Source organism: Massilia sp. FBCC-B171, from assembly GCF_059134155.1.
Genome location: NZ_CP101443.1, coordinates 5,474,827 through 5,495,482 on the forward strand (window position 1 = coordinate 5,474,827; position 20,656 = coordinate 5,495,482).

The following is a 20,656-nucleotide window of genomic DNA, read 5'->3' on the forward strand; positions in this document are numbered from 1 at the left end:
TTGTAAGCATTGTTTACATCGCTTTGCCGTCCGCGCGCTCTACTGCACTATAATCTTCGGCTATGAATACTCAACGCATCCTCGCTCACTTCCAGGAGAGCGCCGACCTGAAACTGCAGTCGGCCGCGGCTCTTTCGCAACCTATTTCGCAGGCAATCGAACTCATGTTCGGCGCCCTGTCCAACGGCAACAAGATTCTGGCCTGCGGTAACGGCGGTTCCGCCGCCGACTGCCAGCACTTCGCTGCCGAACTGGTCGGCCGCTTCGAGCGCGAGCGCTTCCCGCTGCCGGCCATCTCGCTGACCACCGACACCTCGATCCTGACGGCCGTCGGCAACGACTACAGCTACCGCGAAATTTTCTCGAAGCAGGTCCAGGCCTTCGGCCAGGCCGGCGACATCCTGCTGGCGATCTCGACCTCGGGCAATTCGGGCAATGTGCTGGCCGCCGTCGAAGCCGCGCTCGAGCGCGAAATGCGCGTGGTGGCGCTGACCGGCAAGGATGGCGGCGCGCTGGGCAAGATGCTGACCGACGCCGATGTCCACATCAACGTGCCGCACAGCCGTACCGCGCGTATCCAGGAAGTGCACCTGGTCGCGATTCACGCTATTTGCGACGGCATCGACGTCGCGCTATTCGGAGGAGACGAGAATGAATAAACCCGGCCTGACAAGCTCCCTGGCAAAAGCCGTCCTGTTCACAGCCCTGCTGGGCTCGCTGCAGGGCTGCGTGCCGCTGGTCATCGGCGGCGCCGCGATGAGTGCGGCCGCCACCATGGACCGCCGCACGCTGGGCGCGCAGACCGAGGACAAGGCAATCACGGTCAAGGCCGAGGTGCAGGTACCGAAACTGGTCGGCAGCGCCGGCCACGTGAACATCGCCAGCTACAACCGCAAGGTTCTGCTCACCGGCGAAGTGCGCGACGAGGCAATGAAAGCGGCGGTCGAGCGCGAAGTGCGCGGCATCGAGAACGTCGTCACCGTGATCAACGAACTGGTCGTCGCCGGCCCTTCGAGCTATACCTCGCGTTCGTCGGACGCCATCATCACCGGCAACGTCAAGGGCAGCCTGGTCGAAATGAAAACGATCTCGGCCACCTCGTTCAAGGTGGTGACCGAGCGCGGCACCGTCTACCTGATGGGACGCGTGACCCAGCGCGAAGGCGACCTGGGCGCGAACATCGCCAAGAGCGTCTCGGGCGTGCAGCGCGTGGTGAAAATCTTCGAGTACCTGAGCGAAGAAGAACTGCGTGCCCAGTATCCGAAGACCTCCTCGGTCGCCCTGTAAGATCCCGGCGGGGCTCTCCCCGCCTTTTTTTCGCCTGCGCCATGACTGCTCATAAACGTTCCTGGATCAAACCCGCCGCCATCGGCGCGCTCGTGCTGGCGCTGGCGGGCGTCGGCTATGCCAGCTTCTCCAAGGGCGAACAGGCGCCCCAGGTCACCTTCATCAGCATTGCCGGCGACAAGATCGATACGGCCAAGCTGCGCGGCAAGGTCGTGATGGTCAATTTTTGGGCAACTTCCTGCACCACCTGCGTGAAGGAAATGCCGGCCATGGTCGATACCTACAACAAGTTCAAGGGCCAAGGCCTGGAATTCGTGGCGGTCGCCATGCAGTACGACCCGCCGAATTACGTATTGAACTTCACCGAGACCCGCAAGCTCCCCTTCATCGTTGCCCTCGACTCGGGCGGCGACATCGCCAAATCCTTCGGCGACGTCACCCTCACGCCCACCACCTTTGTGATCGGCAAGGACGGCACCATCCTCAAGCGCTACGTCGGCGAACCGGATTTCACCGAGGTACACGCCCTGCTGCAAAAGGCGCTGGCCGCCGGTTAGTCAGCGCTGCGGCCGTGCTCGCCTTGCCGCGATGACGATCTGTCATTACACTGGATTGACCACATGGCAGGGCGCCTTGGCGGCGGGAATGCTACAGCACGCCTGACTTAGCGCAAACAGGCAGCGCCGGGACGGGCCAAGCTTGATGCATTCGCTGGCCTCGCACGCAAGGCCATGCGCGCAAAGGAGATGCAATGGTTCATTACTTTCGCAGGATAGGCATAGGCGCCGCGCTGCTCGCGCTGGCCGCTTGCGCCTCACCGCGGCCGAAGGCGATCGCCGTGCTGCAATACCAGCATGTCGCGAATGCCCACGAAATCCGTTTCACCAACCCGATTGCCTTGTCGGCCGCGCTGTATCGCGTGGGCCATTTGTCGCCGGTCGATGCGCAGGGATTCTGGGCCATTTTTGTCCTGTGCAATGCCGACGTCACCGAGCAGGCGCGGCGCGGCTTTCACTACAACGTCCATCAATTCCGCGTCCTGCACAATGGCCGCGAATTCGGCGGCCTGCCGCCCTATTCGCTGCGTTACCAGGGGCAGGTTGACCTGAACAATGCCGGCGACACGATGCCGATCCTCGACGCCGTCGCCGCCGAAATCCAGGAAGGCCCGCCCGAGCAGATTTTCCAGAGCGGCTTTTATCCCGACCTGAACTACCGCTTCGCGGTCTTCGTGCCGAAAGGGCTGACCAAGTATGCCGGCGAGGAACTGGCGCTCACGTATAAAGGGCAGCCGGTCATCCTGTCCGGCAACGGCAAGCCGCCCTCGGACTTGCCGGCCGTGGGCGGCAGCGCGGGCGGGGTGGCGGCGGCTTGCGTGCCGCCGCTGCCCTGATATTTAGAGCGTCCGGCAGCGGGCCTCAGGCGCCTTTTGGATACAGGATCATCTGGGTGCAGCGGAACAGGGCAATGGTCTTGCCGTTCGACTTGTCCGTCACCTTCACATCCCAGACCTGGGTCGTGCGTCCCATGTGCACGACGTTCGCCACGGCGACGATCGTCCCTTCGCGTGCGGTGCTGAAATGGTTCGACTTCAGTTCGATGGTAGTAAAACTTTGCGCGCCTTCGGGCAGGTTGGCGATGCAGGCATAGCCGGCGGCGGTATCGGCCAGCGTCACCACGCTGCCCGCGTGCAGGTAGCCGTTCGGCGCCAGCAGGTGCGGCTTGATCGGCAGCTGCGCGGTCATGCTCTGGTGGCCGACCTCGATGATCTCGATGCCGAGGTAGCCGGGCAGCGTGCCGATGCCGCGCTGATTAAAACTTTCTAAGCTGTGTTGGGTGGTCATGTCAGGTTGTCCAGTGGCGAATTGGATATCGTACACCGGGTGAATGAATGGCGCCGGCGGGGCGGCACATCAAGCCCGGCGCTTGTGCTTGTTCGGTTTACTGGTACTGCTACCCTGGCGCTTGCGCGTGGCCGCATTCTGCTGCTGCAAGAGCGAATCGACCCGCTCCGACGCTTCGCGCGCCAGCTGCTGCGCCTCCTCGATGCTCGGGAAGAATTCCGGTTCACGGTAGCCGAGCCAGGCATAGGCCGAATACATGCGGCAGGTGTCTTCGACTTCCTGCAGGTTTTTCCAGAGCAGCCCTTCCGGGTGCGGCGACAAGCGGGAAATCTTTTTCTTGGCCAGCGCCAGGGCCCAGTGCTCCCAGGCGCTTTGCAGCATCGGCACCCGGCTCGAGATCGGCACCAGCGACAGCATGAATTTTTCGGCGACCGACAGGTCCAGGGTGTCGAGCCATTCGGCGCGCTCGTTCTGGTCTTCGGTGATGCGCGGATAAAAAAAGCCGTCCGGCACGTCGATGTTGTGCACGAACCGGCGCAGCAGCTTTACCAGCGAGGTTTCCCGGGTCACCGAGGAAATCCGGTGCAGCTGCTCGAGCGACGGCGCCACCGCAAAGCCAGTGGCCGGCACCGGCGGGATCTTTTCCTTCATTAGCGCGCGCATGACTTCGTGGGTGTCGTCGTCGTAGCCGGCCACGAACCCTTCTTCGTGCACGCCGTAGCGGCCGGCACGCCCGGCGATCTGTTTCGCCAGCGCCGCCGAAATTTCTTCTTCCTCGACCCCGTTGTATTTCACCGCGGTGGTCATGACAATACGCGCGATCGGCATGTTCAGGCCCATGGCCAGGGCGTCGGTGCCGACCACGATGTCGGCCTGCCCTTCGCGGAAACGCTCGGCCTGGGCACGGCGCACTTCGGGCGACAGATTGCCGTAGACGGTGGCGACCGATAAACCCTTCTCGGTGATCATGTCGCGCCACATCAGCACTTCGCGGCGCGAGAAAGCAATCACCGCGTCGCCGCGGCGCAGGTTCGACAGTTTACGGACCGGCCCCGCTTCCATCGCCAGCGGCCCCATGCGTTTCAGGAGGTGCACCTCGAGCGGTACTTCCAGCCGTTCGGCCAGGGCCTCGATCGCGCGCCGCGCTTCCGGGGCGCCGACGAGATAAACGGTGGAGGCCGGGGCGCCGCAGACGGCGGCGGTCCAGGCGGCGCCGCGGTCGCGGTCGGCCAGCATCTGGATCTCGTCGATCACGGCCACTTCGATCGGGGTTTTACTGTCGAGCATTTCGACCGTGCTGGCCACGTGGGTGCTGCCCGGGGCGATGCGGCGCTCCTCGCCCGTGACCAGGCTCACTTTTAACGGCTCGCCGTGCGGGCGCGCCGCCAGCAGGCGTTCGTAGTTCTCCAGCGCCAGCAGGCGCAGCGGGGCGAGATAGGCGCCGCTGGCCGCTTTCGCCAGCGCTTCCATCGCGCGGTGGGTTTTACCCGAATTGGTCGGCCCCAGCAGGGCGATGAATTTGCGCTGCATGCGGCTGGCCACCTCGAACGATTCCGGGTACTCGGCCAGGTTGATGCTTTCCTTGGTGCGGGCGGCGTGGCGTTCTTCCTGCTCGCGCTCGATCGCGTGCTCGACGCGCTGGCGGATGCGCTCGAACACGTAGTCGGCCGGCTCCGAGGTTTCGAGTTCGTCCAGCACGCCCAGGAACAGGCGCGGATCGAACCCGGCGTCGTCGGCCTGCTCGGCGATGTCGCGCACGAACTCCTCGGTGTCGAGCTGGAGTTCGGCCAGGGCCTTGTCGCCGGTGCGTTCCTCGATCAGTGCGCGCCGCGCAATCAAGTCCAGCTTGCGCCATTTGCTGGGTTTGGCCAGCACGCCGCGCGACGGCACCAGCGCGTAGGGCACGCGCAAGCCTTCATAGCTTACTTCGCCGGAAAAACGCAGGAAGACCCGCCCTTCCATCTTGACCAGTTCAATGCCGCGCGCGGCCAGGTCGAGTTCGCGTTCGAGGAAGGCGTCTTCGCCGCCGGTGTCGTTGTCGGAAGCGTCGTTGCGTGGATTGCTCATGTGTCTTGGAGATGATGTCTGCTTGTTATCACTATAACGCGGATGGGGCGCTGCTCCGGTTCCGCAATAGCGCGCCGGCGTCCTCCAAACTTCGCGTTTCGTCCCGAAGTGTGTCCCGGTATCTACAAAAGTTTGACCCGACAGGCGGTGCAAGCAGAATGTTATTTTCCTGAAAGAAATTTTCCACTATAGTCTGACGCTCCCCCATCACTAATTGTCAACCTGCGCATTTACCGCCCGGAAGAGCCCGCCAACAATGAAAAATAACCGGATCGGCCTGATTCTCGTGGTGTCCTCACTGGCGGTCATCGCCCTGGTGGTGACGCTGCTGCTGCAGCGCCAGCAGACCGAACACGCCGAACAGGTACGCGCCCAAGGCCTGGGCATGGTGCGCTCGCTGGCCGCGTTGCCGGCGTCGGTGCTGGTGCCGGCCAAGGGACAACCGGGCGTGCTCGATTCGATCCTGGCTTACCGCAACAATCCCGATTTCGCCTACGCGGCCGTGAGCGCCGCCGATGGCCGCAGCCTGGCCGAAGTGGCCAGCGCCGGCGCCCTGGTGCCGACCGCAGCACCGCTGGCGTTCACCGGCTTCGCCGAGCGCGCCATTCCCGCCGGCCAGAACGGACGCGCGATCCGCGAATTCCACGGCCCGCTGGCCAGCGCCGACGAAAAAACGCAGGTGCGCATCGGCTATTTCGAGCCACGTACGCCCTTCCCCATGAAGGACCTGCCCTTCTATGCCCTGATCGCGCTGGCCATGTTCCTGCTGGTGCCCCTGATCTACCTGGTGATCAAGCGCGAGATGGCGCCGCTGGCCGCGCTCGGCGAGCAGCTGCGCAGCGTGGCCGCCCAGGCCACGCCCGGCCAGGCGGTCGCGCTTGTCCCGCAGGCAGAGGACGCCGACGTGCGCGGGCTGGCGAATAAACTGAACCGCTATCTCGACCAGGCCAGCACGCGCATCCGCGAACTGGAACAGGAAAGCGTGGCCAGCATGGCCAGCGGGCGCCTGCTCGAATACGGCAGCAACAAGATGCAGGCGGTGCTGCAATGCCTGCCCGATGGCTTGCTGGTGCTCGATCCGGCCGGCGAAGTCACTTTTGCGACCGGCAAAATCGAGCCGCTGCTCGGCGTGTCGGTCGCCGACGTCCTGTCGCAGCCGGTCGAGGCCTGGTGCCGCGATCCGGAGCTGCGTGCGATGCTCGCGCGCTTTCGCAGTGCGGGGCTCGACACGCGCAGCCAGATGACGATCGAATTCAACCCGGCCGGCGTGCCGGATAAACGGCTGTGGGCCACCGCCCAGGCCCTGCTCGGCCACTCGATGGGCTACGGCACCCTGGTGGTGCTGCGCGACGCCACCCGCGAACACCTGGCGCGCCAGGCCGGCAACGACTTCGTGGCCCACGTGGCGCACGAACTGAAGTCGCCGCTGAACGTGATCGGCATGTACGGCGAGATGCTGGCCGATGCCGGCGTCGACGATCCGGCGGTGCGGGTCGAAGCGATCAACGTGATCCAGGACGAAGTCGAGCGCATGAATTCGCTGGTGAACAACCTGCTCAACGTCAGCAAGCTCGAGATGGGCAGCATGCGTCCGGAACGCCACCGCGTCAAACTCGACGATTTGTTACGCGACACCTACCAGCAAGCCCGTTCGCGCGCCGACAGCAAGGGCATCCGCCTCGAGCTGCAGGTGGCGCGCGACCTGGCCGCGGTCTCGGTCGACAAGGACCTGTTCCGCATCGCCCTGAATAACCTGATCAACAACGCCATCAAGTACAACCAGGCCGGCGGCAGCGTGGTGCTGGCCGCCGACGAAAGCGATACCGACGTCGTCATCGCGGTGCGCGACAGCGGCATCGGCATGACGCCCGAGGACCGCGAGCGCGTGACCGAGAAATTCTTCCGGGTGCGCGAAACCGGTCCTGAACAGCGCGGCGGCCACGGCCTCGGGCTCTATCTCACCAACCAGATCGTCGAGCTGCACCATGGCCGCCTGACGATCGACAGCGAGCTGGGACACGGCAGCGTGTTCTCGGTCCACCTGAAAAAAATGCCGGCCCTGGCCGAAGGAGGCCAAGTCCTATGAACAAACGCACCATCCTGCTCGTCGACGACGAGCCGCACGTAATTCGCGTCCTGCGCCTGATGCTCGAGCGCGAAGGCTACGAGGTCGCCAGCGCCAACGACGGCGCCGAAGCGCTGGCCAGGATCGGCGCGCGCCGCCCCGACGTGATGGTCAGCGACATCCAGATGGCCGGCATGGACGGGCGCGAACTGTGCCGCACCGTGCGCGAACGCTATCCCGACGACCTCTTCCCTATCTTCGTGATGACCTCGATGACGGCCTCGGGCGAGCGCGACTGGGTACGCGAACTGGCCAATGTCGACTTCCTCGAGAAGCCGCTCAGCCCGCGCCAGCTGGTTGCGCGCCTGGCCACGCATTTTGCACACGCCGCCACCCGACAGGAGACGACCCATGCAGCCTGATATCCTGAACGGCCTCGATGTCACCCGTTACGCGCGCTGGCTGCGCCGCATCACCGGCGTCGAGCACGACTTCGCGGTGTGCGAGGCGTCCGGCCTGGTGGCCTGGGCGGCGCTGCCCGATAGCGGCATCGGCGCCTGGCTCGGCGCCCAGTGTGCAGGCGGCTTTGCCTGGCCGTGCAGCGGCGACGGCATGCAGGCTTACTATGCCGACGGCCTCACGCTGCTGTACATGCCGATCCACGCCAAGACCGGTCTGCTCGGCTACCTGGCAGTGCGCGTCGCCAGCCAGGCGGAGGCCCCGCTGGCCTGGGATGCGCTGGCCGAAACCTTCGAGGACATCGCGGCCGGCATCGCCGACGAAGTTGCCGCCAAGCGCGAACTCGACAACATGGCGCTGGAACTGTCCGAGCGCTACGAAGAACTGCACCTGGTGTACGCGATCGACAAGCAGGTGCAGCAGCTGGAACCGGGCGCCAACCTGTTCCAGCGCCTGCTGCAAAGCTGGGCCGAGCACATGGACGCCGACGTCGCCGCCTTTGTGAAACCGGGCGAGAACCTGTGCGTGCATGCGACGAACCTGTCGGCGCCGATCCACAACCTCGACCTGGTGCTGGTCGAGATGCGCGGCGACCTGTACCGCTTTACCCATTCGGCCCGCGCCCCGATCGTCATCAACGACGTTGCCGATCCGCGCCGCGCCTACATCTTTACCGACCTCCCTTTCAAACTGCTGTGCTGCCCGGTGATCCACGACCGCAGCGTGGTGGCGATCCTGGTGCTGGCCAACCACTTGGCCAAACCCGATTTTTCGAACAGCGACCGCAAACTGGGCGAACTGCTGGCGAACCAGCTGTCGGGCTTGTCGAAGATGTACGGCATGCTGGCCGAAACACAGAAATTCAACGACCAGATGGCGAACGCCCTGATCGAAGCGGTCGAAGCGAAGGACCCGTACACGCGCGGCCACTCCGAGCGCGTGCACCACATCACGATGCAGATCGGCGCGGCGCTGAACCTGGGCACGCGCGACACCGAAGACCTGTTCTGGGGCTCGCTCCTGCACGACGTGGGTAAAATCGGCATTCCTGACGCGGTGCTGTGCAAGCCGGGCCGCCTGACGGCCGACGAGTTTACGTTCATTAAAGTGCACCCGGAGCGCAGCTACGAAATCCTGCGCCACATCGACCGCCTGAAAGGGGCGGTGCCGGGCGCACGCCACCACCAGGAAAAATACGACGGCACCGGCTATCCGCACGGCCTGAAGGGCAACGACATTCCCCTGCATGCGCGCATCATCGCGGTGGCCGATACCTATGATTCGATCACCAGCTCGCGCGCCTACCGCGCCGGGCGCAGCCACGAAGTGGCGATGGCGGAAATCGTCCGCGTCGCCGGCAGCCAGCTCGACCCGGCCATCATCAAGGTGTTCGAGGAAGTCTGCGCCAGCGAGCCGGAATGGATCGCGCGCTTCAATATCGCCCGTGATGCTGTCGACAACAGCGTAAAGGCCGCAGCCTAAATGAGCGATGCAGTAACCCGCAGCCGGATCGGCTCGATGACTTATCTGGCGCCGTCGATGGCGCTGGTGGCAAGCGAGGCCATCGATGCCCTGGAAGGCGCGATCGCCGAATGCATCACCCAGCACCAGGTCAGCATCGTGCTCGACCTGGGCAAGGTGCCGCTCTTGTCGGGGCGCGCGCTGGAACTGATGACGCGCGCGGCCAGCCGGCTCGGGACGCTCGGCGGCTGGCTGAAACTGGCCTATCCAAGCCCGCTGCTGCTCGACATCCTGACCGTGACGGGCGTGGCCGACCAGGTCGCGCTGTACGACGCGCCGCAGGCGGCCAAAGCGGCCCGCCCCAGCGGACAGCTGAAACTCGGCGACATCCTGGTCGAACACGGCATCGTCACGGCAAGCCAGGTCGCGGAAGCGGCGCGATTGCAGGAGCAGACCGGCAAGCGCATGGGTTTTATCATGGTCGAGAAAAAATGGCTGTCGGAGTCCGCCCTGTTCCAGGCGCTGGCCGAGCAGCTCGACCTGCCCTTCGTCAGCCTGCGCGCAGGCCTGTACGACCCGGTGGCCGTCTCGCTGCTCGAGCGCGACGTGGCCAAGCGCCTGAACGTGATCCCGCTGTTCGTGGTCGAGAACACGCTGACGATCGCGACCGGCGAACCGCAGGCGGTGCACAGCATCGACGAGATCCGCGCCCGTACCGGCTGCCGCATCCGCGTGGCGATGGCGCCGCCGGCCGACATCAACCGCGTGCGCGACGATGCCTACGGCGGCACCATGCCGGACTTTATCCACAGCGAGGCGAACGACCTGGAGCTGGTGGAAAACCAGATCCCGGACGACTACACGCAGATCGACCAGATGGCCGGCGCCAGCCCGGTGATCAACATGGTCAACGCCGTGATCCAGCGCGCGATCCACGACAATGCCAGCGACATCCACATCGAAATCTCGCGCAACAAGTCGCGTATCCGGCTGCGCATCGACGGCATCCTGTACGAAGTCATGTCGCCGCGCGTCGAACTGCACCCGGCGATCGTCTCGCGTTTGAAAGTCATGGCGCACCTCGACATCGCCGAACGCCGCTTGCCGCAGGACGGCCGCATCCAGGTCATGACCCAGGGCCGCACGGTCGACCTGCGTTTTTCTTCGCTGCCCGGCATCTACGGCGAAAAGGTCGTGCTGCGCGTGCTCGATAAAAACCAGTCGATCCTCGACGTCGACAAACTCGGCATGAACGGCGGCGCGGTCGACACCTTCAAACGCCTGCTCGGGCGCAGCCACGGGCTCATTCTCGTTACGGGGCCTACCGGCAGCGGCAAGACGACCAGCCTGTACGCGGCGATCAACTACCTGAAAAGTATCGAAAAGAACATCGTCACGATCGAGGACCCGGTCGAATACCAGCTCGACATCATCAACCAGAACCAGGTGAACGATGCGATCGGACTGACTTTCCCGAAAATCCTGAAGCACGTGCTGCGCCAGGACCCGGACATCATCATGGTCGGCGAGGTGCGCGACCGCCAGACCGCGGAAATCGCGGTGCAGGCGGCGCTGACCGGGCACCTGGTCCTGACGACCCTGCACACCAACGACACGCTGGGCGCGGTGGCGCGCCTGGTCGAGATGGGGGTCGAGCCGTATCTGCTGTCGTCGGCCCTGATCGGCGTGATGGCGCAGCGCCTGGTGCGCCGCATCTGCCCGGGCTGCAAGACCAGCTACCTGGTGCCGCCGGACGCGGCCGCCGCCTATGGCTACAAGGGAGAAGGCAACCTCAAGCTATTAAAAGGGCGCGGCTGCCCGTCCTGCTACGACTCCGGCTACAAGGGCAGGCTCGGCATCTACGAGCTGCTCGAAGTGGGGCCGGACCTGGCGCGCATGATCGTGGCCAATGCCAGCAAGGATGCGATGGCCCAGCACGTGGCGGACAGCGGCCACCGCGACCTGTATGCCGACGGCATGGAACGCGCCTTCGGCGGCGACACCACGCCCGAGGAAATCGCGCGCGTCGTGCACTCTCTGTAAGGAAGCACCATGGCACTCGAATGGGATGATTTGCCGGCGACGGTCACGGCAACCGAGCTGGCGGGGCCAGCGAAAAGCGCGGCGGCGCGCAAGCCGTTCTGGAGCTTGAGCACGGAAGCGCGCCTCGGCACTGCCGACCGCGCCATGTTCACCGAACGCTTGGCCCTCTTGCTGGAAACCGGCGTTCCCCTGCATGACGCGCTGCGCGCGCTGCACGAGCAGGCCGGCAAACCGCGCCTGCGCGCGATCATCGGCGAAGTGGCGGACGACATCGTCGGCGGCCAGCGTTTTTCCGAAGCCCTTTCGCGCCACCCGGACCTGTTCCCGCCGACCTATATCAACCTGATCGGCGCCAGCGAGGAAGGCGGCTTCCTGCCCGAAGTGCTCGAGCAGCTTGTCGACATGGACGAAAAGCAGGAACGGCTGCGCAGCACGATCGTGTCGGCGCTGTCGTATCCGGGTTTCCTGATCGGGTTTTCGATCCTGGTGGTGATCTTCATCCTGGTGGCCGTGTTCCCGAAATTCTCGGTGATGTTCACCGCGATCTACGACGAACTGCCGCTCACGACCAAGGTGTTCATCTTCGCCAGCGACGTGCTGACCAAACACGGCGCGCTATTTGGCATCGGCACGCTGGCGCTGGCGGCGGCGGCCCTGCTGGCGCTGCGCCGGCCCGACGTGCGCGAATGGCTCGACCGCATGAAGCTGCGCCTGCCGTACGTAAAAGACATCTTCATCAAGATCTACCTGACCCGCCTGATGCGCGTGATGGGCATTTCGCTAGAGCGCGGCGTGACCATCCTGGCCACCCTGGGCGCCTGCCGCAACGTGATTCCGAACGCCGAGTTCCAGCGTTTTATTGGCGAACTCGAAGTGCAGGTGACCGAAGGCCGCGGGATCGCAGCGGGCTTTCGCGACAGTCCCCTGATTCCCGTGAGCGTGAAGCAGATGATCGACACCGGCGAGCAAACCGGCACCCTGGGCCGCGTGATGGGACGCGTCGCCGATTTTTATGAACGCGACCTGACGCGCCAGTTGAACAGCCTGGCGAAGATGGCCGAACCGGTCATGTTACTGGTGATGGGAGTCCTGGTGGGAACCATCGTGACCTCGATCATTCTTCCCATTTTCAAAATGTCACGGGCTGTGCATTAAAAAACCACATTTCGCCAAGTTAATGCGCACTGGCAACAAATGAGTCCGGGCTTCATGCTACTCTTCGTTTCTCGGCGTCAAAATTTGCCGAAATGCAAACCGTCTGTCGCTAACTACCTAAAATGATGATGAACTCTAATTTCCGCCGCCACGCCGCCAAAGGCTTCACGCTCATCGAACTCCTGATCGTCGTGATCATCATTGCGATTCTGGCGGCGATTGCGATTCCTCAGTTTTCAAATACCTCGGGTGACGCGCAGGAATCGGCCTCGATCGCTAACCTGACCACGATGCGTTCGGCCATCGAGCTGTACCGTGTCCAGCACAACAATACGTATCCGTCGACCTTCCAGGCCGGCGCGGCTGCTGCGCCACCCTGTACCGGCGGCGTTGCCGGCACCGGTGCGGTGAACACGGAAGCCGCGTTCATCGAACAGCTGACGCAGTTCACCGACGCGGCCGGCCGCGTCTGCAGCGTGGGCGCCGCTGGCTACAGCTATGGCCCTTACCTGCGTACGATTCCGGTCGAACCGGTCACGAATATTGGCGCGGTCACCGTCGTCACCGCCCCGGCAACGACGCCGCCAGGCGCCAACACGACCGGCTGGCGTTTCGTGAACACGACCGGTACCTTGCAAATCAATACCACCCGCCTGGCACGCGACGGCACGACTTTATTGTCCAACAAGTAAGCTCGGCAGGGCCACCGTGACGCATCATCCTGCCCTGCGGCAAATGGGCGTCACGCTGGCGGAAATGCTGGTCGTCATTGCCGTTCTTGGCGTGGTAGCGGCCATTGCCATACCACGGGCTAGTTCGCTGGCCCCCGCCGCAGCCGATGCCGCCGCCGCCGAAATCGCCCGCGCCATCCGCTTCGCCCAGCGCGAAGCGGTCCGGACCGGCAATTTCCAGTACATCAGCGTGGATCCCGCCACCCAACTGCTGCGGGTCTACCAGCCGAATACATCGAGCGGCGACACCGCGACCCACCCCGTCGACAAACGTCCCTACCAGATCAGCTTTGCCGGAACCGCCATGCCGCGTGCGACGATCATCAGCTCCGTTTTCAAGTACGACGGCGGACCCACCACTTATATCGCCGGGTTCGGACCGGATGGCTCCCCCGCCTACGTCGATACGGGCGCGCTCGGCCAACTCGCCAGCCTGCTGTTCGGCACCAAGGACATCGACCCGCTGAAGGAAGAAGGCAAGATCACGATCCGCTACGGGAACATCGAGCGCGTGGTGCGCGTGGCGCCCGTCACAGGCCGGGTGACGTTTTGAGCGCTGCGGCCCGCCAGCATGGTTTCTCGTTTGTGGAAATCATGGTCGCCGTGGTGCTGCTGGCCGTCTGCGCCGTGCCAATGGGCGAAGCGATCCGCAACGGCCTGCAGGCGTCGACGATTGGCGTGGGCAAGGCACGCGAACTGCGCTGCATGAAAAATACGATGGAAACCATCCTGGCAGAGCCCTACCCCACGCTGTGGGCTGCCGCCAAGGGCAAGGACGTGCTGTCGACCTATCAGCTACCCGACGATCCGAGCTGCGAAGGGCTCACGCGCACGCTGTATATCGCACTGTATGCGTGGACGGGCCAGACGCCGACCTATCTGGCGGCCGACGCCAGTCAGGTCGAGCGCGAATCGGCCCTGCTGTACATCGAGCTCATGTCGGACAAAACGTATTCCTTCAAAACCCTGGTGGCGCAATGAGCCGGCACAGCGCTTTCCAGGAACGGGGCATCAGCCTGGTCGAATTGCTGCTCGGCCTGGCCATCACCGCGCTGGTGCTGGCGCCGCTGGTGCCGCTGCTGGAGACGGCGTCGGCCGCCAGCCGCATGGCCCGCAACCAGATCGCGCTCGAGCAGGAAGCCGATTTCGCCCTTGCACGGATCGCCGCGCGCATCCGCGTCACCGCGTCCTCCGAAGACCTGTCGAAACCGTCCACAGAGTGGCTTAAGCCGGCCGTGTACAGCGTGGTGGGAGGCGTACTGCGTGAACAGCAGGGCGCGGACACCTATCCACTGGCCGAATCGGTCACCGCTTTCAACCTCAGTGCGTCCGCCGCCGGTGGCGCGCCGCGCATCACGGCTACCCTGAGCCTGGAGCGGGACGGCGCCAGCACAACCGCCGTGACAACCGTTCGCCTGGGGACGGCACTATGACGCATGGCAATCAACAGGGCATCCTGCTGCTTCCGGTGGCGCTGACGCTGGCCGTGATCGGCGCCCTCGCCTATACGATGACGCACGAAGGCAGCATGAACGTCGCCGCAGTGGACGCACAATACCAGATCGAGCAGGCGCGCTACCTGGCCGCCAGCGGCATTCAACTCTCCAAATGGCGCACGGGTAAAGACAAGTGCAACAGTGGCGCAAAGGCCAGTTTCTCGAATCTCGATCTGCATAACGACGGCGGAAAGGTATCCGTCACCAAAACGAAGTGGGACAAGGGGCGCTTGCAGATCGACGTGAGCGCTACCACCAAGGGCGGCGCCGCGCAGGTGCTGGCAAAGGAAGTGTGGGTGCACAGCCTCGGCGACCCGAAGCAAAAAACCCTGATCGGAGGCGGCGACGACGATATCTCGATCGTGCGCGATACCGTCAAGAACGACGTCGTCGCCAAGTCGCTGGAGGCGACCGACGGCACGGCGCACCCCCTGGTCTACTTCGAGCTGCCTGGCGAAATGGACAAGGCGTTGATTTTCCAGGCCAACCTGAAGCTGACCAAGGAATCGTCGAATTCGACCCAGGCCAACCGTTCCCTCAGCGTTCACCGTATCACCACTTCATGGGACGAGAAGAACGTGACCTGGACCCACCCCTGGGTGAGCGACGGCGGCGACTACGTGGCCACGGCGGCTGCAAGCGTGACGATCGATCCGGACGCCCCCACCCAGTTCAACGGCGTCTATACCTTGCCCGTCCCGGTGCTGGTGCAAGGCTGGGCCGACAAGTCCTTGCCGAACTACGGCATGCTGCTCAAGCCGACCCGCCTGCTCAACACGAAGTTCATCAGTTTCGACGGCTCGAACAAGCCCGAACTCGACGTGCGTTACTACCTGCGCTGTACTTAACAACAACAGGCCATGAAAACAACTGCCTCCACCTTCATCAGCGACCTTGGTAAGGTCTGGTCCTGCCTCGATTTCGCCGGCGAGCTGCGCGACTACGCGACGCCCGTGATCACGCGCGAAACCCGGCGCGGGGTCGCCTTATTGAGCCTGGTCGCCCTGCTGTTCCTGGCGCTGGCCACCGCCATGTCGGCCGTGTTCGAACTGGGCACCTCCTATACCTACACCTATTCGGTGCTGTGCCTGCTGGCCCTGCACGTCTACCTGTCGAGCGCAAAAGTGGAACAGCTGCGCGCCCTGTACCTGCTGGCGATGCTGCTGCTGGTCGTGTGCGGCTCGTCTCTGGTGCTGCTGGCGCAGCGCTCGGGCCACCTGCATGCGATGCTGCTGCTCTCGGTGGCGGTCCTGATCATGCTGGTGCCGGTCGTGCCCTGGGGCCTGCGCGAAGCGGCGGCGACGACGGGCGCCATCTACCTGATGTTTACCGCCTCGACCTATCTGTCGCGTTTTCGCTTCGCGGCGCTCGATTTGTGGGTGCTGCAATGCCTGATGCTGGTGGCGGCCGTGATCTCGCTGGCCCTCGTCGCCCGTGCGCTCGGCCTGCGCAAGCACGACCTGGCGATGCGCTTTCACCTGGAACGCGCCCAGCGCGAACTAACCGAACTGGTCAACCGCGACCACCTGACGGGCGCCTGGAACCGGCGCCACATCGAGCGCGATTTCGAGCGCGTGGTGGCGCACCACCATGGCGCCTGCGTTCCCTGTTATTTCGGCCTGTTCGACATCGACCGCTTCAAATCGATCAACGACACCTTCGGCCATGGCTGCGGCGACGAAGTGCTGCGCGCGGTGCAGGCGGCGTTTGCCGGCTTGCCGGGCGACGTCGAATACCTGGCGCGCCTGGGCGGCGACGAGTTCGCCCTCCTGATGTGCGGGCCGGACGTGCCGGCGCGCGTGGAAGCGGCGCTGGCGTCGATCTCGTCGAAGATGGCGTCTCCATTACCCGGCGGCGTGACGCCGACCGTCAGCCTGGGCCTGGTGCAGCTGCCGGCCGGCCTGGGGTTCGACGCCGCCTATAAACTCGCCGACGAACTGCTGTACGAGGCCAAGCATGCGGGCGGCAACGCGATCCGGGCCAGCAGCCCGGCAAAGGCGGCAGCATGAAGTCCTGGCTCGCTTCACTCACAGGAAAAGCCGGCGCGGCGCCCGCGCCGATCGGCGTCGACTTCGCCGCCCAGCGCCTGAACATGCTGCAAACCGTGCCCGCGTCCGGGGGCCTGGTCGTGCGGGCCGCGCTGTCGCTGCCCTACCCGGTCGAGCGCGCCCAGCTGCTGGCCGACCCGCGCCGCCTGAAAAGCTTCGTGCGCGAGGCGCTGGCCAGCGCCCCCTTCGCCGGACGGCGCGTGGTCTCGGTGCTGGCGCCGAGCGAAGTGCGGATCCTGCCGCTGACGGTGCACGTGCCGGGCGGCCAGAGCGAGCCGCAGGCGGTGGCCCGGGCCGTGCGCGAGCAGCTGGGCGCCGCGGCCGCCGAGTCGGTGGTCGACTACTACCAGGTGCGCAGCGTCGAGGCGGCCGGGCCGGAAAAGCAGGTGCTGGCGGCAGTGGCGGCGTCAAACAGCGTGCTAGGCTACCTCGAGACCCTGCGCAGCGCCGGCCTGGAGCCGGTGGCGCTCGACATCGGCCCGGCCGCGATCGCGCGCCTGCTGGCGGCGATGCAGGAAGACTTCGACCAGTCTGTCCTGTTGATCAATTTCGGCGCCAGCAAGAGCTATCTGACCGTGATCTGGGGCCGGCGCCTGATGCTCGACCGCGAGATCGACTTCGGCGAGATGCAGCTGGTCGACCGCCTGTCGCGCGCGCTCGGGCTGTCGACCGAGGTGGCGCTGGCGCTGCTGCGCGAGCACGGGATCGGCACGCCGGCCGGTGCGCCGCATGGCGCCGGCGCCGCGCCCGACATCGGACGCACGGTGCGCGAAATCCTGTACCAGGAATTCGCGGCGCTGGCCGAGGAGCTGGTACGCACCCAGGTCTATGTTGCGTCGCGCACGCGCGGCAGCGCGGTCAGCCGCGTCTACCTGAACGGCAGCGTGGCGCGTTACCGCCACATCCAGCAGCGGGTCGAGGAACTGGTACGCCTGCCGGTCGAGCTGCTCGATCCATTCAAGGCCTTCGAGGGCGGCGCCTTGTCGGTGCCGGTGGGCAGCGACACCCACGGCATCGCCCTGGCGGCGGGCCTGGCATTACGGGGAGAAGCCCATGGCTGATATCGACATGATCCCGCGCAGCTACCGCGAGGGACTGCGCGTACGGCGTACGCTGGCCATCTACGGCGGCGCCCTGGCCGTGCTGGTCGTGGCCGGCGCCGGCGCCAGCGCACTGCTGCACTGGCGCCTGGCGCTGGAAACGCCGCGCCTGGAACAGGAACGCGGCGCCTCGACCCAGGCCGGCGCGATGCGCGCCCAGCTGGTCAACGCCCTGGCGCGCAAGGATGGCCTATCCGGAAACGTGAGCGCCCTCGCCGCCCTGCGCGGCGCCGGCGAAGTCGCGGCGCTGGCATCGATCGTCAATGGCGCCCTGAGCGACAAGGTCTGGTTCGAGCAGCTGCGCTTTACGCGCACCCAGGAATTGCTGCAGGCGGTGCCGCCCTCCCCGCTGCCGCCCGGCACCCTGCAGGCGCGCGGCGCGCAGCCCGGCACGGTGCAGGCCTGGCGCCTCGGCACCCAGGTCGAGATCGCCGGCCGCGCCCAGGACAATGGCGCCATGACCGGCTTCCTGTCGGCGCTGGCGGCCAACCCCAAGCTCGCCAACGTGCGCTTCCTGAACAGCAGCATGGCGCCCCTGGAGGACGGCGGCGCCGTCAGCTTCAACGCCGCCGCCACGCTCGTCAAACGCGAGGAACAGCCATGAACCCCACCCTGATCCGCAAGGCCGCGGCGCTGCCGGCGCGCCAGCTGCACCTGATGGGCGCCGGCCTGCTGCTGGTCGTCGGCGCCGCGCTCTGGTTCTATGCGCTGCGCGCGCCGCTGGCAGCGTTGCGCGCGGTGCGCGCCGAGCAGGCGCAACTGGCGCTGAGCGGCAGCGACCCGCGCCTGCTGGCGGCGCAGCTGGCGGCGCTCGAGAACGATAACCAGGCCTTGGCCAAGCGCCTCGGCGCCGCGTCCACGGCCGCGCCGGCGCAACTGCTGGTGCGCCTGGTGGGCGAACTGGGCGCGCTGGCCCAGGCGCAGGGCGTCACCCTGCAGGGGGTCACGCCGGCGCCCGAGGAAACCGTGCTCGCCTTTACCCAGACCGGGTTCAATGCCGAGGCCAGCGGCCCGTATGCCAGCCTGCTGGCCTGGATGGGCGCGATCGAGCAAGCGCAGCCGAACCTGGCCATTGCCGGCTTCGAGATGCGCGCCGCCGACACGCCGGGCCAGGTCGCCATGAAAATCCGTATCGCCGCATTCCGGCCGCAGGAAAGCACACCATGAAATACATCGCGACCGCCTGCCTGGCGCTGGCGCCGCTGCTGGCCGGCGCGCAGGTCCAGCCCCTGCGCGATCCGTTCGCGCGCCCGGCGCCGCTGCGCAGCGTCGAGCCGGAAATCGATGCACCGCAAGTGCTGCCGCAGCTGCGCGCCGTCATGGTCGCGCCGGGACGCGCGCTAGCGAACATCAATGGCCAGATCCTCGCCGTCGGCGAGTGGTATGGCGACTATCAACTGATCAGGGTAGAAGAACGCGGCGTCACGCTGAATAAACGTGGCGTGAAAAGCATTCTGGTACTGAACGAGGCAAGCCGCAAATGACGCAATTGAAGCAGAGCGTATTGAATCTGGCAGTCATGGGCGCCTTGCTTGGCGCAGTTTACAGCGCCGGCGCCGCGCAGCGCACGCCATCGAAACCCGCGCAGCCCGCCACGGCGGTGTCCTCGAGCACCACGCCGGCGCCCGGCGCGCCGACCTCGTTCGTGTTTCGCGATACCCCGATCGCCGAACTGTTCGAAATGATTTCGCGCCACGAGCGGGTCAACATCATGCTCGGCAAAGGCGTGACCGGCAACGTGGCCGTCAGCCTGTACGACATGACGCCGCGCCAGGCGATCTACGCGATTGCGGAGGCGGGCGGCTACCAGGTGCTCGCGCGCGACAACGGCTATGTGATTATCGACCCGGCGCAGGCAGCGAGCACCAATCCTGCGGCGGCCGCGCAGATGGAAGTGCGCGCTATGAAAGTGCTGTACTCGGAGCCGCAGCTGGTGGCCGACATCCTCGGCAAGCACGTCGGCCGCGGCGGCAAGGTCACCGTGCTGCCGGCGCGGCGCATGGTGGTGGTCGAGGACACGCCGGAGGGCGTCAAGCGCATCGCCGCCCTGCTGCGCGAAATCGACACCCAGCCGCAGCAGATCATGATCGAAGCGAAAATCCTCGAAATCACGCTCGACGATAGCGAAAACTTCGGCATCGAGTGGAACAAGATCTTCAGCGGAGAAGGTGCGACCGCGAACCGCATCGGCACCACCGGGCTGGTCTCGCGCACGGCGCCTGGCCTGGTCTTCAACTTCGTCAACAAGAACGTCGACCTCTACCTGAACGCCCTGAGCAACAAGGGCCGGGTGCGCACGCTGGCCACGCCCAAGCTGCTGACGCTGGAAAACCAGGAGGCGACGACGAATATCGGCGACAAACTCGGCTACCGCGTCACCACCACCCTGAACAACATCACGACTGAGACCATCGAGTTCCTGGAAACCGGCGTGATCCTGCGCGTGACGCCCTCGGTCGACACCGACGGGCGCATCGCGATGCGGGTGCGGCCGGAGGTGAGCTCCGGCTCCTTCCTGGGCGGAATCCCGTCGAAGAAGACGACCGAGGTGAATACCCAGCTGGTGGCGGAAAACGGCCAGACCATCCTGATCGGCGGCCTGATCAAGGCGCAGGCAGGCCTGCGCCGTACGGGCGTGCCGCTGCTGGGCGACGTGCCCGGCCTCGGCAAGCTGTTTTCGAACAACGAGGAGACCGGCAGCTCGACCGAGCTGATCGTCCTGATCACGCCGCGCATCGTGCCGAACCACCCGACCGGCACAGACACGCAGACGATCGAGCGCGTCCAGCGCACGGAAGCGGAAGTGAACAACAAGCTCCAGGGAGCGGCACGCCTGCACTGAGCGCAAAGCGCCGCACCATGAAAAAACGGCCTCCTCGGAGGCCGTTCGTTTTGGTGCT

General features: G+C 65.3%; 22 protein-coding genes. 20 read left to right on the forward strand and 2 right to left on the reverse strand.

The features are described 5' to 3' along the window. Positions 1–62 precede the first annotated feature (62 nt). From NMB41_RS24705 to NMB41_RS24720, 4 genes are all read left to right on the forward strand, one after another. A complete protein-coding gene (locus NMB41_RS24705) occupies positions 63–659 on the forward strand; it encodes a phosphoheptose isomerase (protein WP_494380368.1) in 597 nt (198 codons plus the stop codon). Next, on the forward strand, positions 652–1,287 hold the full coding sequence (locus NMB41_RS24710) for a BON domain-containing protein (protein WP_494380369.1): 636 nt from the start codon (positions 652–654) through the stop codon (positions 1,285–1,287). Before NMB41_RS24705 ends, NMB41_RS24710 begins: the two co-directional genes overlap by 8 nt. 41 nt (positions 1,288–1,328) lie before the next feature. Continuing rightward, positions 1,329–1,844 (forward strand): peroxiredoxin family protein, encoded by a 516-nt coding sequence (locus NMB41_RS24715; protein WP_494380370.1) that lies wholly within the window; start codon positions 1,329–1,331, stop codon positions 1,842–1,844. Positions 1,845–2,038: 194 nt separating this feature from the next. Continuing rightward, positions 2,039–2,680, forward strand: coding sequence for a hypothetical protein (locus NMB41_RS24720; RefSeq protein WP_494380371.1), 642 nt, complete (start codon positions 2,039–2,041; stop codon positions 2,678–2,680). Between the two features lie 25 nt (positions 2,681–2,705). Here the strand turns inward: NMB41_RS24720 and NMB41_RS24725 are convergent, their stop codons facing one another. Next, complete coding sequence (locus tag NMB41_RS24725) at positions 2,706–3,131, reverse strand: PaaI family thioesterase (RefSeq protein ID WP_494380372.1); 426 nt, start codon at positions 3,129–3,131, stop codon at positions 2,706–2,708. A 69-nt stretch (positions 3,132–3,200) separates the two neighbouring features. Further along, positions 3,201–5,198 carry a helicase-related protein gene (locus tag NMB41_RS24730; protein ID WP_494380373.1) on the reverse strand — a complete coding sequence of 666 codons (1,998 nt, stop codon included), beginning with the start codon at positions 5,196–5,198 and terminating at the stop codon, positions 3,201–3,203. Between the two features lie 256 nt (positions 5,199–5,454). On the opposite strand from NMB41_RS24730, the gene NMB41_RS24735 reads away from it, so the two are divergent. The 16 genes from NMB41_RS24735 to NMB41_RS24810 all read left to right on the forward strand — a co-directional run bounded on the left by NMB41_RS24735 (position 5,455) and on the right by NMB41_RS24810 (position 20,598). Next, positions 5,455–7,284, forward strand: coding sequence for a sensor histidine kinase (locus NMB41_RS24735; protein WP_494380374.1), 1,830 nt, complete (start codon positions 5,455–5,457; stop codon positions 7,282–7,284). Further along, positions 7,281–7,685 (forward strand): response regulator, encoded by a 405-nt coding sequence (locus NMB41_RS24740; RefSeq protein WP_494380375.1) that lies wholly within the window; start codon positions 7,281–7,283, stop codon positions 7,683–7,685. Before NMB41_RS24735 ends, NMB41_RS24740 begins: the two co-directional genes overlap by 4 nt. Next, entirely contained in the window at positions 7,675–9,204 is a 1,530-nt protein-coding gene (locus NMB41_RS24745; protein ID WP_494380376.1) for an HD domain-containing phosphohydrolase, read from the forward strand. Before NMB41_RS24740 ends, NMB41_RS24745 begins: the two co-directional genes overlap by 11 nt. After that, a complete protein-coding gene (locus NMB41_RS24750; RefSeq protein ID WP_494380377.1) occupies positions 9,205–11,226 on the forward strand; it encodes an ATPase, T2SS/T4P/T4SS family in 2,022 nt (673 codons plus the stop codon). Positions 11,227–11,235: 9 nt separating this feature from the next. Continuing rightward, positions 11,236–12,381, forward strand: coding sequence for a type II secretion system F family protein (locus tag NMB41_RS24755; RefSeq protein WP_494380378.1), 1,146 nt, complete (start codon positions 11,236–11,238; stop codon positions 12,379–12,381). Positions 12,382–12,509: 128 nt separating this feature from the next. Then, a complete protein-coding gene (locus tag NMB41_RS24760; protein ID WP_494380379.1) occupies positions 12,510–13,073 on the forward strand; it encodes a prepilin-type N-terminal cleavage/methylation domain-containing protein in 564 nt (187 codons plus the stop codon). A 16-nt stretch (positions 13,074–13,089) separates the two neighbouring features. Then, positions 13,090–13,665: a pilus assembly FimT family protein gene (locus NMB41_RS24765; RefSeq protein ID WP_494380380.1), complete on the forward strand. Its 576-nt coding sequence runs from the start codon at positions 13,090–13,092 to the stop codon at positions 13,663–13,665. Beyond that, entirely contained in the window at positions 13,662–14,093 is a 432-nt protein-coding gene (locus NMB41_RS24770) for a type II secretion system protein (RefSeq protein WP_494380381.1), read from the forward strand. Before NMB41_RS24765 ends, NMB41_RS24770 begins: the two co-directional genes overlap by 4 nt. After that, on the forward strand, positions 14,090–14,545 hold the full coding sequence (locus NMB41_RS24775; protein WP_494380382.1) for a hypothetical protein: 456 nt from the start codon (positions 14,090–14,092) through the stop codon (positions 14,543–14,545). Before NMB41_RS24770 ends, NMB41_RS24775 begins: the two co-directional genes overlap by 4 nt. Then, positions 14,542–15,456: a DNRLRE domain-containing protein gene (locus NMB41_RS24780; RefSeq protein ID WP_494380383.1), complete on the forward strand. Its 915-nt coding sequence runs from the start codon at positions 14,542–14,544 to the stop codon at positions 15,454–15,456. The genes NMB41_RS24775 and NMB41_RS24780 overlap by 4 nt, the downstream gene beginning before the upstream one ends. A 12-nt stretch (positions 15,457–15,468) precedes the next feature. Next, positions 15,469–16,617, forward strand: coding sequence for a GGDEF domain-containing protein (locus NMB41_RS24785; RefSeq protein WP_494380384.1), 1,149 nt, complete (start codon positions 15,469–15,471; stop codon positions 16,615–16,617). Next, positions 16,614–17,717 carry a pilus assembly protein PilM gene (gene pilM / locus NMB41_RS24790; RefSeq protein ID WP_494380385.1) on the forward strand — a complete coding sequence of 368 codons (1,104 nt, stop codon included), beginning with the start codon at positions 16,614–16,616 and terminating at the stop codon, positions 17,715–17,717. The genes NMB41_RS24785 and pilM overlap by 4 nt, the downstream gene beginning before the upstream one ends. Then, positions 17,710–18,360, forward strand: coding sequence for a PilN domain-containing protein (locus tag NMB41_RS24795; RefSeq protein ID WP_494380386.1), 651 nt, complete (start codon positions 17,710–17,712; stop codon positions 18,358–18,360). The genes pilM and NMB41_RS24795 overlap by 8 nt, the downstream gene beginning before the upstream one ends. Then, positions 18,357–18,923: a GspMb/PilO family protein gene (locus NMB41_RS24800; RefSeq protein WP_494380387.1), complete on the forward strand. Its 567-nt coding sequence runs from the start codon at positions 18,357–18,359 to the stop codon at positions 18,921–18,923. The genes NMB41_RS24795 and NMB41_RS24800 overlap by 4 nt, the downstream gene beginning before the upstream one ends. After that, complete coding sequence (locus NMB41_RS24805; protein WP_494380388.1) at positions 18,920–19,240, forward strand: hypothetical protein; 321 nt, start codon at positions 18,920–18,922, stop codon at positions 19,238–19,240. Before NMB41_RS24800 ends, NMB41_RS24805 begins: the two co-directional genes overlap by 4 nt. Next, positions 19,237–20,598: a type II secretion system protein GspD gene (locus NMB41_RS24810; RefSeq protein ID WP_494380389.1), complete on the forward strand. Its 1,362-nt coding sequence runs from the start codon at positions 19,237–19,239 to the stop codon at positions 20,596–20,598. Before NMB41_RS24805 ends, NMB41_RS24810 begins: the two co-directional genes overlap by 4 nt. Positions 20,599–20,656 lie beyond the last annotated feature (58 nt).